General features: G+C 67.7%; 14 protein-coding genes. 9 read left to right on the forward strand and 5 right to left on the reverse strand.

All coding sequences use genetic code 11. From position 1 onward, the window contains the following. Positions 1–89 precede the first annotated feature (89 nt). Positions 90–1,544, forward strand: coding sequence for a flippase (locus ACTF4R_RS10620; protein WP_440007810.1), 1,455 nt, complete (start codon positions 90–92; stop codon positions 1,542–1,544). Positions 1,545–1,605: 61 nt separating this feature from the next. Here ACTF4R_RS10620 and ACTF4R_RS10625 read toward each other — a convergent pair whose 3' ends face one another. Further along, positions 1,606–2,331, reverse strand: coding sequence for a sugar phosphate isomerase/epimerase family protein (locus ACTF4R_RS10625; protein ID WP_440007811.1), 726 nt, complete (start codon positions 2,329–2,331; stop codon positions 1,606–1,608). A 207-nt stretch (positions 2,332–2,538) separates the two neighbouring features. Here ACTF4R_RS10625 and ACTF4R_RS10630 point away from each other — a divergent pair, with 207 nt between their 5' ends. The 3 genes from ACTF4R_RS10630 to thrS all read left to right on the forward strand — a co-directional run bounded on the left by ACTF4R_RS10630 (position 2,539) and on the right by thrS (position 6,290). Continuing rightward, complete coding sequence (locus ACTF4R_RS10630; protein WP_440007812.1) at positions 2,539–2,769, forward strand: DUF3311 domain-containing protein; 231 nt, start codon at positions 2,539–2,541, stop codon at positions 2,767–2,769. Further along, entirely contained in the window at positions 2,766–4,235 is a 1,470-nt protein-coding gene (locus ACTF4R_RS10635; RefSeq protein ID WP_440007813.1) for a sodium:solute symporter family protein, read from the forward strand. The genes ACTF4R_RS10630 and ACTF4R_RS10635 overlap by 4 nt, the downstream gene beginning before the upstream one ends. 132 nt (positions 4,236–4,367) lie before the next feature. Then, on the forward strand, positions 4,368–6,290 hold the full coding sequence (gene thrS / locus ACTF4R_RS10640) for a threonine--tRNA ligase (RefSeq protein ID WP_440007814.1): 1,923 nt from the start codon (positions 4,368–4,370) through the stop codon (positions 6,288–6,290). Positions 6,291–6,351: 61 nt separating this feature from the next. Here the strand turns inward: thrS and ACTF4R_RS10645 are convergent, their stop codons facing one another. Beyond that, positions 6,352–7,392, reverse strand: a complete 1,041-nt coding sequence (locus ACTF4R_RS10645; RefSeq protein ID WP_440007815.1) for a DUF7972 family membrane protein — start codon at positions 7,390–7,392, stop codon at positions 6,352–6,354. Positions 7,393–7,451: 59 nt separating this feature from the next. Beyond that, positions 7,452–8,288, reverse strand: coding sequence for a PspA/IM30 family protein (locus tag ACTF4R_RS10650; protein WP_440007816.1), 837 nt, complete (start codon positions 8,286–8,288; stop codon positions 7,452–7,454). 54 nt (positions 8,289–8,342) lie between these two features. On the opposite strand from ACTF4R_RS10650, the gene ACTF4R_RS10655 reads away from it, so the two are divergent. The 5 genes from ACTF4R_RS10655 to ACTF4R_RS10675 all read left to right on the forward strand — a co-directional run bounded on the left by ACTF4R_RS10655 (position 8,343) and on the right by ACTF4R_RS10675 (position 12,355). Next, entirely contained in the window at positions 8,343–8,960 is a 618-nt protein-coding gene (locus ACTF4R_RS10655; protein WP_440007817.1) for an alpha/beta hydrolase, read from the forward strand. Positions 8,961–9,045: 85 nt separating this feature from the next. Further along, positions 9,046–10,704: a CTP synthase gene (locus ACTF4R_RS10660; RefSeq protein ID WP_440007818.1), complete on the forward strand. Its 1,659-nt coding sequence runs from the start codon at positions 9,046–9,048 to the stop codon at positions 10,702–10,704. Then, positions 10,704–11,621, forward strand: coding sequence for a glutamine-hydrolyzing GMP synthase (guaA, locus tag ACTF4R_RS10665; RefSeq protein WP_440007819.1), 918 nt, complete (start codon positions 10,704–10,706; stop codon positions 11,619–11,621). The genes ACTF4R_RS10660 and guaA overlap by 1 nt, the downstream gene beginning before the upstream one ends. Then, positions 11,621–11,944 carry a DUF7126 family protein gene (locus tag ACTF4R_RS10670; protein WP_113276933.1) on the forward strand — a complete coding sequence of 108 codons (324 nt, stop codon included), beginning with the start codon at positions 11,621–11,623 and terminating at the stop codon, positions 11,942–11,944. The genes guaA and ACTF4R_RS10670 overlap by 1 nt, the downstream gene beginning before the upstream one ends. A 69-nt stretch (positions 11,945–12,013) precedes the next feature. Next, positions 12,014–12,355, forward strand: coding sequence for a DUF7991 family protein (locus ACTF4R_RS10675; RefSeq protein ID WP_433625271.1), 342 nt, complete (start codon positions 12,014–12,016; stop codon positions 12,353–12,355). On the opposite strand, the gene ACTF4R_RS10680 is transcribed toward ACTF4R_RS10675, so the two are convergent. Further along, positions 12,317–12,700, reverse strand: coding sequence for a hypothetical protein (locus ACTF4R_RS10680; protein WP_440007820.1), 384 nt, complete (start codon positions 12,698–12,700; stop codon positions 12,317–12,319). The two genes, ACTF4R_RS10675 and ACTF4R_RS10680, sit on opposite strands and share 39 nt — an antisense overlap. Before the next feature lie 75 nt (positions 12,701–12,775). Next, entirely contained in the window at positions 12,776–13,390 is a 615-nt protein-coding gene (gene tmk, locus ACTF4R_RS10685; RefSeq protein WP_440007821.1) for a dTMP kinase, read from the reverse strand. Positions 13,391–13,598 lie beyond the last annotated feature (208 nt).

Below are 13,598 nucleotides of genomic sequence, written 5' to 3' on the forward strand. Positions count from 1 at the left end.
CCTCGGTACGGACGAACGGTTTCCGCCAGGTAGCTCACGACAGTGCCCTCTCGACTCCACCAGTACGCTCTCGACACCTGCTCTCCACGATGAAAGACAGCATCACCAAGATGGCCTCGGTCGCCTTCCTCGGCGGACTCGTCGGACGCGCGCTCCGCTACAGCCTCAACGTCATCATCGCCCGCGGCCTCGGGACGGACGCGCTCGGCCTGTTCGCGTTCGGCATGATAGTCATGAAAGCCAGCGGCATCCCCGCGCGACTCGGCCTCGACAACGCCGCCCAGAAGTACATCCCCATCTACCAGCGCGACGACGACCACTCGAAGATCGCGGGCGTCGCCCTGACCGCCGTCGTCGCCCCCCTCGTCGTCGGCACCGCCATCGCGGTGGTCCTCTACGTCGGAGCCAACCAGTACGCGTCGGTGCTCGACGCCGACTTCGGCGCGACGACCCAGCTGTTCCTCGTCGGCATTCCCCTCTTCTCGGTGATGATGGTCGGGATGTCGGTGACGCGGTCGTTCAAGGAGACGAAGTACTCGGTGTACGTCCGGGAGTTCGGCCAGTCGGGCACGGCGGTCGTGCTGGTCGCCGTCGGCGCGTTCGTCCTGAGCGACGTCCGGGCGGTCATCGCCGGTTACCTCGCGTCGCTGCTCGTCGGCAGCGCGCTCGCGGTGTACTACATCGTCGACCTGGGTGCGATACGGCGGCACGTCAGCCCCGCCTTCGAGACGAAGAAGATATTCACCTACTCGCTGCCGGTCGTCGCCGTGGCCGTCACCCAGTATTTCATCTCGTGGACGGACATCCTCATGCTGGGCGCGTTCGTCTCCCCGTCGAAGGTCGGATGGTACCAGGCGGCGTTCCAGACGTCGGTGCTGCTCGCGGTCGTCCTCCAGGCGGTCAACACCATCTTCCCGACGCTCGCGGCCGACTTCTACCACGACGGCCAGCACGAGCGCCTCGAACGGACCTACACCGTCGTCACGAAGTGGGTGGCGTATCTCACCGTGCTCGGCTTCCTCTTCCTCGTCGTGTACGACGACGAGATTCTGAGCATCTTCGGCGCGGCCACGCCCGCCGCCACGACGACGCTGCTCATCCTCGGGTTCGGCCAGATGTTCAAGGCCGCCATCGGTCCCGCCGGTTTCTTCCTCTCGATGTCTGAGTACGAGCGCCTGGAGGCCGTCAACACGACGCTGGTCTGTATCGTGAACGTCGGGCTCAACTTCGTCCTCATCGGCGAGTACGGCATCGTCGGCGCGGCGATGGCCACCGGCACCTCTCTCGCCCTGCTGAACGTGCTCCGCGTGGGCGAGGTGTACTACCTGCTCGACATCCACCCCTACTCGCTGGACTACTGGAAGGGCGGCGTCGCAGTCGCCTGCGCCACCGTCGTCATGCTGGTCGGCCGCGAACTGGCCATCTTCGACGTCGGGAAGGTCCTCGTCGTCGGCACGCTGTCGCTCGGCACGTTCGTCGCGCTGATGGGCCTGCTCGGGGTCGACGACGCCGACCGGACGCTCCTCGAGTCCATCAGCGACTAGCGCCACCGGCGTCGTCCACCCTACTTGCTGTAGCCGCCAGAGCGTTCGCGGGGGCGGCGCGTCAGTCGCCGAACCCGGCGAGTAGTTCCGCGCCGCGTTCGAGCGACCGCTCGGGGTCGTCGGGGTCGTCGTGTTCGTACACCAGCCACTCCGTGCCGGCGTCGCGGGCCGCCCGGACGCACTCCTCGACGGGCAGTTCGCCCTCCCCGAGTTCGACGGGGCGACCGTCGCGGACGTCCTTCACGTGGACCAGCGGCGCGCGACCGGCGAGGCGGTCCAGCAGCGCCGTGGGGTCTCGGTCCGCGGCGACGACCCAGCCGACGTCGAGTTCGACGTTCACGTCCGCGGCGTCGACGAACGCGTCGAACCCCGCGCGGTCGCCCACGTCGACGAACTCGTGGTCGTGGTTGTGGTAGGCCAGTCGCGCGCCCTCGGCGTCGAGGTCGGCCGCGAGCGCGGCAAGCCGCTCGGCCGTCTCGACGGCGGCGGCCTCGCTGTCGAAGTGCGTCTCGTCGAGGTACGGCACGACCAGCGTCTCGCAGCCGAGTCGCCGGTACGTCTCCGCCACGCCCGCCGGGTCGGCCTCGAGGTCGTCGAGACCGACGTGCGCTCCGGCGGCGTCGAGGCCGGCGTCGGCGAGGGCGTCCGCCACCTCGTCCGGGTCGGCGTCGCCAAGCCCGGCGAACTCGACGCCGTCGAACGCCGTCTCGCCGACGCGGGCTATCAGTTCCGGCAGGGTCGCGTCCATCTCTCGCAACGTGTACAGCTGGATAGCAGTCCCGACCATCGGTCGGCGCGTACGCGAGCCGCACGGAAAGCGATTGCCGCCCGGCTCGACGACCACCGCCGTCGGAACGCTCCGCGGTCGAGAGACGCCGGGTTCACGATGGAGAACGCGAAGCGACCGGGGTTTCGAAGACGAATTCTCTTCGAACCTCTCGTTTGGATACGATTAGTAACTCTTATCACCCGGTAGTCGAACAATCGAACGATAATGACGGACATCGAATCCTACGGCTGGGCGGTCGCGTTCGTCGTACTGGCGGCGCTTTCGATTCCGTGGTTCCTCTGGGGGTCGTCCGCGGTCGCGTTCGGCCTCCCGGTGTGGCTCTGGTGGCACGTCGGCTGGATGGCGGTCGTGGCGTTGACGTTCCGGGCGTTCGCCGACCGCGCGTGGGGCGTCGGCGTCGAGGCGGGTCACGTCGACGAGGAGGGTCATGCATGAGCGAGACGAGCCTCCAGCTCGGCATCGTCGGCGGCTACCTCCTGCTGGCGCTCGCGGTGGGTCTCGTCGCCTACCGACTCACCGACCGGAGCGCGGAGGACTACTACCTCGCCAGCCGAACCCTCGGGACGGTCGTCCTCCTGTTCACGACGTTCGCCACGCTGCTGTCGGCGTTCACGTTCTTCGGCGGCCCGAACCTGTCCTACGCCGCGGGACCGGAGTGGATACTCGTGATGGGGCTGATGGACGGCGTGCTCTTCGCCGTCCTGTGGTACGTCGTGGGCTACAAGCAGTGGCTGCTCGGCCGCGAACACGGCTACGTCACGCTCGGGGAGATGCTCGGCGACCGCTTCGGCTCGCCCGTCCTCCGCGGACTGGTCGCCGCCATCAGCCTGTTCTGGCTGTTCCCCTACGTCATGCTCCAGCAGGTCGGGGCCGGCACGGCGCTGTCGGCGCTGACGGGCGGCGACCTTCCCTACGCCGCCGGGGCCGGCCTCGTCACGGCGTTCATGATAGCGTACGTCGTCCTCGCGGGGATGCGCGGCATCGCGTGGACCGACACGCTCCAGGGCGCGTTCATGCTCGTCATGGTCTGGGCCGCCGTCCTCTGGGTGCTCGCGGAACTCGGCGGTGCGGGCGCTGCGACCGGCAACCTCGCCGGCGTCGACGGCGAGTTCCTCGCGCTCGGCGGCGGAACCTACTCGCCGCAGTGGATGCTCTCGAAGGCCGTCGGCATCGCCTTCGGCGTCGCAATGTTCCCGCAGGTGAACCAGCGCTTCTTCGTCGCTCGCTCGAAGAAGGTGCTCCAGCGCACGTTCTCGCTGTGGCCCGTCCTCGTCGTGCTCCTGTTCGTCCCCGCGTTCATGCTCGGCGCGTGGGCGCGAGGGCTGCCCGTCGACGTGCCGGAGGGGGCCAACGTCCTCCCCATCCTGCTGAACGAGTACACGCCGGCGTGGTTCGCGGCGCTCGTCGTCGCCGGCGCGATGGCGGCGATGATGTCCTCCTCCGACTCGATGCTGCTCTCCGGGTCGTCGTACTTCACCCGCGACCTCTACCGGCCGTTCGTGAATCCCGACGCCAGCGACCGCCGCGAGGACGTGCTGGGGCGCGTCGGCGTCGCCGTCTTCGCCATCGCGGCCTTCGTCGCCAGCCTCACCAGACCCGGAACGCTGGTCGAGATCGGCTCGACGGCGTTCGGCGGCTTCGCGCAACTCGCGCTCCCCGTCGTCGTCGCGCTCTACTGGACGAAGACGACCCGCGCCGGCATCTTCGCCGGCGTCGCCGGCAGCCAGGCGTTCTACCTGGCCAGCGTCTTCCTCCCGCAGGTGCCCGCCTCCTACGGCGGCTGGCTCGCCCCCGTCGTCGGGATGGCGCTCGGACTCGTCCTGACCGTCGGCGTCTCCGCCGTCACCTCCGCCGCGCCGGAGGAGGAGACGACGCTGTACGTCGGCCTCCGTGCGGACTGACGGGCGCTCCGAGCGCGGCCGTCGCCGGTCGACCGCGCTCTCGGGGGACCGGCTCGCCCGACCGCGACCGGTTCGCCGTCACCGCCGGCGTCTCAACACACTTATCTGGCGCGTGGCGCGTATTTCGCCTACATGAGCGACATCGTTGTCACGCTCCCCGACGGCTCCGAACTCCGGGTGGAGGAAGGGGCGACGGTCGAGGACGTGGCGTACGAAATCGGACCGGGACTCGGCGACGACACGGTCGCCGGCGTCGTCGACGGCGACCTCGTCGACAAGGCGACGCCGCTCGAAGACGACTGCGAACTCGTCATCGTCACCGACCAGAGCGACGAGTACCTCGACGTGCTTCGACACTCGGCGGCCCACGTGTTCGCGCAGGCGCTCCAGCGCCTCCATCCCGACGCGAAACTCGCCATCGGCCCGTGGACCGACGAGGGTTTCTACTACGACGTCGCGGGCGTCGAACTCGACCAGGAGGACCTCGAAGCCATCGAGGACGAGGCCCACGACATCATCGACGCGGACCTCCCCATCGAGCGCTTCGAGCGCTCGCGCGAGGAGGCGTTCGAGGCCTACGAGGACAACCCGTACAAGCAGGACATCCTCGACGAGGAGGCGGCCGGCGAGGAGTCCGTCACGTTCTACGAACAGGGCGAGTTCGAGGACCTCTGCCGGGGTCCGCACGTCGACTCGACGGGGGAGATCGGCGGCTTCGCGCTGCTGGAGACCTCGGCGGCCTACTGGCGCGGCGACGAGGAGAACGAGACGCTCACCCGGGTCTACGGCACCGCGTTCCCCACCGAGGGGGCGCTGGAGGAGTTCCTCGACCAGCGCCGGAAGGCCCAGGAGCGCGACCACCGTCGCCTCGGCCAGGAACTCGACCTGTTCTCCATCCCGGACGTGACGGGGCCGGGGCTCCCGCTCTACCACCCCAACGGCAAGCGTATCCTCGACGAACTGTCGTCGTACGTCGAGAACCTGAACCTCGACGCTGGCTACGACCCCGTCGAGACGCCGCACCTCTTCCGCACCGAACTGTGGAAGCAGTCGGGCCACTACGACAACTACCGCGACGACATGTTCCTGCTGGACGTCAACGACGAGGAGTACGGCCTGAAGCCGATGAACTGTCCGGGCCACGCCACCATCTTCGACCAGGGCTCCTGGAGCTACCGCGACCTGCCGGTCCGGTACTTCGAGGACGGGAAGGTGTACCGCAAGGAACAGCGCGGCGAACTCTCCGGACTCTCGCGGGTCTGGGCGTTCACCATCGACGACGGCCACCTGTTCGTCCGTCCGGACCAGATCCGCGCCGAGGTCGACACCATCATGGACATGATATTCGAGGTGCTGGAGACCTTCGACCTCGACTACGACGTGGCGCTCGCGACCCGGCCCGAGAAGTCCGTCGGCAGCGACGAGATATGGCGGAAAGCCGAGTCGCAACTCGAACAGGTGCTCGAGGAGTCCGAGATGGAGTACCGCATCGAGGAGGGCGACGGCGCGTTCTACGGCCCGAAGATCGACTTCGCCTTCGAGGACGCCCTCGGGCGGGAGTGGGACGGCCCCACGGTGCAACTGGACTTCAACATGCCCGAGCGGTTCGACCTGAGCTACGTCACCGAGGAGAACGAGTCGGAACGGCCGGTGATGATTCACCGCGCCCTCTACGGGAGCTACGAGCGCTTCTTCATGGTGCTCATCGAACATTTCGACGGGAAGTTCCCGTTCTGGCTCGCGCCCGAACAGGTCCGCGTCCTCCCCGTCAGCGACGACAACCTCGACTACGCTCACGAGGTCGCCGACGAACTCGGCGCGTTCCGCGTCGACGTCGAGGACCGCTCGTGGACCGTCGGGCGGAAGATACAGCAGGCCCACGACGACCGCGTCCCGTACATGATAATCGTCGGCGGCGACGAGGAGGAGTCGGAGACGATATCGGTCCGGGACCGCAAGGAGCGCGAGGAGAAGGACCTGTCGCTCGATACGTTCCGCGACCACCTCGAACGCGAAGAGAGCGAGAAGCGCACCGACCCCGACTTCCTCGCCTGAGCTCCTCTCTCGCCTGCTTTCGACGAACCTCGATTTCCACCGCTTCCCGGCCGCGACGCCCCTAGTCGATGTCGTCGCTGCGCTTGGTCTCCCGGAGGATGAACGGACCGATGGAGAGGGTCCGCTTCGCCACCGTGGCGATGCGGAGGATGAACGACAGCAGGATGACGAAGGGGACGATGGCGACGGTGACCGCGAGACTGGTCACGAGCACGTCGTTGCTGATCCCGAGGGTCGCTCCCGGGACCGCCCGGGCGTCGTAGTAGAGTATCATCGCCACCGTGACGACGAGCGACGGGACCGCCGTGTACAGCATCGCCCGCGAGAGGTTGACGAGTTCCCACTGGAAGTACAGCGTCTTGAAATGTTCGCGCGACGGCCCGAAGTACTCCAGCGACTCGATGACGTCGCCGAACGCCTCGTCGACCTCGTCCGTGAGCGCGTCCGCGTGCTCGTTGCGTATCTTGCGCGCCAGGAATATCTTCCACGAGTAGTTGAAGTTGAGGACGGCCGAGAGGACGTTGAACGTCCCGAACTGCGTGTCTTCGAGCGTGTCGCTCACAGCATCGGCGTTCTCGGTCAGACCGTCGACGTAGCTCTCGATGGCCCGTTTCAGCTCCTCGTCTCGGCTCTCCTCGACCGCGCCGGCCAGCTCCTCGGCGCGCGATTTGGTCTCGTCCATGAGCGCCTCCATGAACGCCGCCGGTTCCGGCGGTGCGGTCTGGTGGCCGAGGACCTCCTCGGCGTCCCGACGGAACTCCATCGCGCCCTCCATGCGGGTGCGCTGGTCGCCGACCGGGCCGAGTTCCTGGGAGAGGACGAGCTGGTTGAGCGTCACGACGAGCGTCACGCCCGTGATGATAGCACCGACTAATCCCTGGAACAGCGTGTCGACGGGGTCGTCACCCGGTCCGACGAACTGCTGGAGCGGCGAGGGGTCCGCGACGCCGAGAGCCAGGAGCGCGAGGAACACCGCGGCCAGCACGCAACCGGCGACGACCCACCGGTTCGCCTCCATCAGCACCCACAGCTTCGTCCTGCTCCCACTGCCCCGCTCGCGCATCTTGTCCCCGGGCTGTGACTCCCCGTCCTGGTCGTCCATGTCCGGCGGGAGGGAACGAACGGTCAAAAGGCCTCGTCTCTACGTCCGGCGGGGGAGAGTCAGGACTCCCGTTCGTCTTCCTGCAGGTCCTCCAGTTCCTGGTCGACGTCGTCGCTCGACACCTCGGTCTCGGTGTCCAGGTCGTCCAGGCTCACGTCCTCGGCCTCGGACTCGCTCTCGTTCTTCTCGGACTCGTCGGAGACGCCCATATCGGCCTTCAGCGTCTCCAGTTCGGAGTCGACCTCACCGGTGGTCCGCATCTCCTCCAGTTCGCGGTCGAGCTGGTCCTTGTCCGAGAGCGCGTCTTCGAACGCTCCCGTCTCCTGGAGTTCGTCCATCGCCTCCGCGCGAGCTTCCATGTCGTCGGTGCGTTCTTCCGCGCGCTCGATGGCCATGCCGACGTTCTCCATCTCGTCGCCGACGCCGGTCATCGCCTCGGAGACGCGGGTGTTCGCCTCGGCGGCCTCGTAGCGGGCCTTCATGCTCTCTTTCTTCGTGCGGAACTCCTCGATGCGGTTCTGGAGCTGGTCTTTCTTCTCGACGAGGTTGTCCTGCGTGTTCTGGAGGTCGGCTATCTGGCCCTCGAGGTCCTCTATCTGGTTCATCTTCTGCTTTTTCTTCTCCAGCGCGCGCCGAGCGAGGTCCTCGCGGTCCTGCTGGATGGCCTCGCGAGCCTGGTCGTTGTGCTTCTCGACGTTCTCCTCCAGACGGCGTTTCTGTATCTCCAGTCGCTTCTTCTGGGTCGTCAGGTCCGCGATGCCCTGTTTCACGTCCTGAAGTTCGTCCCGCATCTGCTCGTAGGAGTAGTCGAGCGTCTCCGTGGGGTCCTCGGCCCGGTTGAGTGCTGCGTTTATCTTCGACCGGACGACGTAGGACAGCCGTGAAAGCACACCCATACACCTACATTCAGGACGCGACACTTAAAATCCTCTCTACGCTAACATCCCGGCATGGAGTCGAAAGAAGTCGTCGTCCCCGGTGCCCGCGACGTGCGCGCGACGCTCGATTCGCCCGACGGAGCGACGGGCGACGGCCCCGACGCGGTCGTGGTCGCCTGCCCGCCGCATCCGGAGTTCGGCGGGAGCCGCACGGACAACCGCCTCGTCGCGCTCGGCGAGCACCTCGTCGACGACGGAGTCGCCTGCTTGCGGTTCGACTACGGCGACTGGGACGAGGGGTACGGCGAGCGCGAGGACGCCCGCAACGCCGTCCGGTGGGCGCGCGAACGGTACGACCGCGTCGGCGTCTTCGGGTTCAGTTTCGGCGGCGCGATAGCCGTGCTCGCGGCCGCGACCCTCGACCCGCAGCCGGACGCCGTCGCGCTGCTCGCGCCCGCGTCCAGGCTCGCGGACGACCTCGACGCGGCGGCAGCGCTTGCCGACGTCGACGCGCCAGTCCGGGTGGTGTACGGGACGCGCGACGACACCGCCGACTGGGAGGCGCTGGTCGAGCGCGCGCGCGAACTGGAGTGCGAGGTGGTGGAGTTCAGCGCCGACCACTTCTTCGTCGGTCAGGAGGAGAAGGCCGCCGCGGACGTCGGCGCGTTCCTGGTCGACCGACTCGGCTGACCGGCCGGTCGACCGGCCCGTGCCATCGCCTCGCGCGCGACTCCGGTCCCGAAACGGTTTTGAGTGGCGCTCGCCGACAATCGGTATGCCGACCGAACCAGAGACGGACTACGACCCCACTCTGGGGGAGAAGTTCATTTTCGTCACTGGGGGCGTCATGTCGGGCCTCGGCAAGGGCATCACGGCCGCCAGCACCGGCCGCCTGCTCTCGAACGCCGGGTTCGACGTGACCGCAGTGAAGATAGACCCCTACCTGAACGTCGACGCCGGGACGATGAACCCCTACCAGCACGGGGAGGTGTACGTGCTGAAAGACGGCGGCGAGGTCGACCTCGACCTGGGGAACTACGAGCGGTTCCTCGACGAGGACATGACCTTCGACCACAACGTCACCACGGGGAAGGCGTACAAGCACGTCATCGAGAAGGAGCGCGCCGGTGACTACCTCGGGAAGACGGTCCAGATAATCCCGCACGTCACCGACGAGATAAAGCGCCGCATCCGCGAGGCCGCCGACGGTCACGACGTCTGCATCGTCGAGGTCGGGGGTACCGTGGGCGACATCGAGGGGATGCCCTTCCTCGAGGCGCTCCGACAGTTCTCCCACGAGCAGGACGACGACGACTTCCTCCTCACGCACGTCACGCTCGTGCCCTACTCGAAGAACGGCGAGCAGAAGACGAAGCCGACCCAGCACTCCGTGAAGGAACTGCGGAGCATCGGCCTCCAGCCGGACATCCTCGTCGGGCGCTGCGACGACGAACTCGAACCGAAGACGAAAGAGAAGATAGCGCTGTTCTGCGACGTCTCGACCGACGCCGTCTTCTCGAACCCGGACGTGGAGGACATCTACCACGTTCCGCTGGTCGTCGAGGAGGAGGGCCTGGACGAGTACGTCATGGAGCGACTCGGCCTCGACGACCGCGCCCTCCCCGAGGACGAGCGCGACAACGAGTGGCGCGAACTCGTCACCCAGGAGACGACCGGCGCGGTCGACATCGCGCTCGTCGGCAAGTACGCCCTCGAAGACGCCTACATCTCCATCCACGAGGCGCTGAAACACGCCGGCCTGGAGAAGAACGTCGACGTGAACGTGCTCTGGGTCGACAGCGAGGAGATGGACGACGACCACGAGGAGCGCCTGAAGGGGTCCGACGGCATCGTCGTCCCCGGCGGGTTCGGCTCCCGCGGAACCGAGGGGAAGATAGAGGCCATCCGGTACGCGCGCGAGAACGACGTGCCGTTCCTCGGCCTCTGTCTCGGCTTCCAGATGGCGGTCGTCGAGTACGCGCGGAACGTGCTCGGACTGGCCGGCGCACACTCCGCGGAGGTCGACGAGGACACGCCCCACCCGGTCATCGACATCCTGCCCGAGCAGTACGAGGTCGAGGACATGGGCGGGACGATGCGACTCGGCGCGCACGAGACCGACATCGAACCCGGAACGCTCGCCGAGTCGGTGTACGGCGGCCCCTCCTGCACCGAGCGCCACCGCCACCGCTACGAGGTCAACCCCGAGTACTTCGACGACTTCGAGGGCGAAGACCTCCAGTTCTCGGGGTACTCGGGCAACCGGATGGAGATTCTGGAACTCGACGGTCATCCGTACTTCTTCGGCACGCAGTTCCACCCCGAGTTCCGGTCGCGGCCCGGCCGCGCGAGTCCGCCGTTCGTCGGCCTGCTGGAGGCGGTGCTCGACCGGCCCGACACCGACGTCGAGGCTCCCGAGGAGGTGCAGGCCTGATGGTGAACCCCGGCACGTTCGTCGACGACGCCGTCGACGAGATTCGCGAACAGGTCGGCGACGCCCACGCCGTCATCGCCCTCTCGGGCGGCGTCGACTCCTCGGTCGCGGCCGCGCTCGCCTACGAGGCCATCGGCGACCAGCTCACCCCCGTCTACGTCGACACCGGTCTGATGCGGAAGGGCGAGACGGACCAGATACGCGAGACGTTCTCCTACATGGACTCGCTGCGCGTCGTCGAGGCGCAGGACCGCTTCTTCGACGCGCTCGCCGGCGTCACCGACCCCGAGGAGAAGCGCCACGTCATCGGCGAGCAGTTCATCCGCGAGTTCGAGCGCGAGGCCAAAGAGTCCGACGCGGAGTATCTCGTCCAGGGGACCATCTACCCGGACCGCATCGAGAGCGAGGGCAACATCAAGTCCCACCACAACGTCGGCGGCCTGCCCGACGCGGTGGACTTCGAGGGCATCGTCGAACCCGTCCGGAACCTCTACAAGGACGAGGTCCGGGAGGTCGCCCGGGCGCTCGACCTCGAAGAGATAGTCGCCGAGCGCATGCCGTTCCCCGGTCCGGGGCTCGCGGTCAGGGTCATCGGCGAGGTGACGCCCGAGAAGGTCGAGGTCGCGCGCGACGCGACCCACGTGGTCGAGGAGGAACTCGACGAGTACGACCCGTGGCAGGCGTTCGCCGCCGTCCTCGGGAAGGCGACCGGCGTCAAGGGCGACAACCGCGTCCACGGCTGGGTCGTCTCGGTACGGTCGGTCGAGTCGCGGGACGGCATGACCGCCCGCGCCCAGGAACTCGACTGGGAGACGCTCCAGCGCGTCCAGTCGCGGATAACCGGCCAGAACGAGAACGTCGCTCGCGTCGTCTACGACGTGACGCATAAACCGCCGGCGACCATCGAGTACGAGTGATGCGCGCAGTCATCGCAGGTCCGGACGACGGCGAACTGGGTCCCGCCCTCGAAGGGGAGGGCATCGAGACGAGTCGCGTCGAGGGCATCGCCTCCCGGCCCGCCCTGGAGGAGGCCGGCATCCACGAGGCCGACCTGTTCGTCCTCACCGACGTCGGCCAGGCCACCGCCATCCCGGTCGCCAAGGACGTGAACGAGGCGCTGAAGGTCGTCGTGTACGACGAGGACACCATCCCGGAGTTCGCCCGCGGGCAGGCCGACCTCATCGTCGACCCGAACCTGCTCGCCCCGGAGACCGTCGCCGAGGAACTGGTCGATAGCTGACCGTCTCGGCGCGACGTCGGTCCGGTCGCTTTCGGTACGCAAAAGAACCCGGCGTTCGTACACTCGGACATGCTCTCGGCAGCCACCGCCGTCGGGTTCGTGTTCATCATCCTCGTGAACACGGTCATTACGGCGGTCGCCGTACGCTTTTTCAGACTGCGGCTCTCCACGCGCTGGGGCGCTATCGTCTACACGCTCCTGCTGATGCCCGTCGTGTACGTCGCGACGACGCTCGTGCTGAGCGGCGTGGTCGGCCTCGGCGGGAGCGGTCTCGGCGACCGGGGGACCGTGCTCATCCTCGTCTGGGTGCTCCCGTTCATGCTCGGCGTCTCCATCGACCTGTTCTGGATGCCGCCGCCGGAGGAGATCGACCTACCAGACCAGCCGCGCGAGGAGCAACAGCGTCGCTGACGGCACGACCGCCAGCCACGGCAGGCCGGCCGCCGCGGCGACCCCCTCCCAGACGTACCCGACGCCGAACGCGCCGACCAGCGGCGCGAGTGCGAACGCACCGAGGGCCGCACGAAGCCACGGAGCGGCCGCCCCGGCGAACAGCACGACGAGCACGTCTAACAGGTCGAGCGCCAGCGCGACCGCGAACGCGGTGCGCGTGCTCACCTGGACGGGCGCGTGGTCGCGGTTACGGCCCGGCGGCGTCGGGTACAGAAAGTGGATGCGGTCGGGCAGCGTGAACGCCGGAAGTCGGAGCGGCGGGAGGGTGAACCTCAGTCCGTCGTCGCCGTCGTCGTCTCCCATGCAGACGCGTACGTGAGCTAGTAGCAAAGAGTTCTCGCCCGCGCTCTCCCTTGCGGCGACCCCCTCCGCGGTCGGTCACGCGCCGGGGTCGTCGTCCGCGGCGTCGTACTCGTCGGTGACGCGTTCGACGACGTCGACGACGCTGTCGATGACCTCCTCGGGGGACCGGGTCGCGTCGACGCGGACGAACCGCCCCGGTTCGGCGTCGATGAGGCGCTCGTAGTTCGACCGCACCGACGCGAGGAAGCCGGCCTGCTCGAACTTGTTCGTCGCGCCGCTGCGGGCCGCGGCGGTCTCGGGGTCGACGTCCAGGTAGATGGTGCAGTCCGGTTCGCGCGTCCACGGCCGGTGGACGCCCATGATGTACTCCATCGGGCGCGGGACGACGCCCTCCAGCCCGACGGTCTGGTAGGCGTACCGCGAGTCGGAGTAGCGGTCGGAGACGACGAGTTTCCCGTCCGCCAGCGCGGGTTCGACGGTGTCGGCGAGGTGGGCGGCGTGGTCGGCGGTGTAGAGGAACAGTTCGGCGATGGGGTCGGCGTCGTCGTCCTCGACGGACTTCTGGACCGCTTCGCCGTACCACGTGTCGGTCGGTTCGCGGGTGAACACCGCGTCGTCGTACTCCTCCCGGAGCACCTCCCAGACGGTCGTCTTTCCGCTCCCGTCCAGGCCCTCGAGCGTGATGAGCATACTCGCGAGGTTCGCGTTCCCGGGTAAAAGGGTCCGGGTTTCTCGCGGACGGAGCGGCCCGCGAGCCGAGAATTTATGTACCGTCACGAATCTATAGGCGGACATGCGACGGACGGTCCACGCCGACGCTGTCACGACGCCTATGCGCGGGCAGCGATAGCGCCGAGTGGACCCTCCCGAACCGAGGCGGACGGTTCTGCGGTGGTGA

It is taken from the genome of Halomicrococcus pelagicus, from assembly GCF_051917725.1.
GTDB lineage: Archaea > Halobacteriota > Halobacteria > Halobacteriales > Haladaptataceae > Halomicrococcus.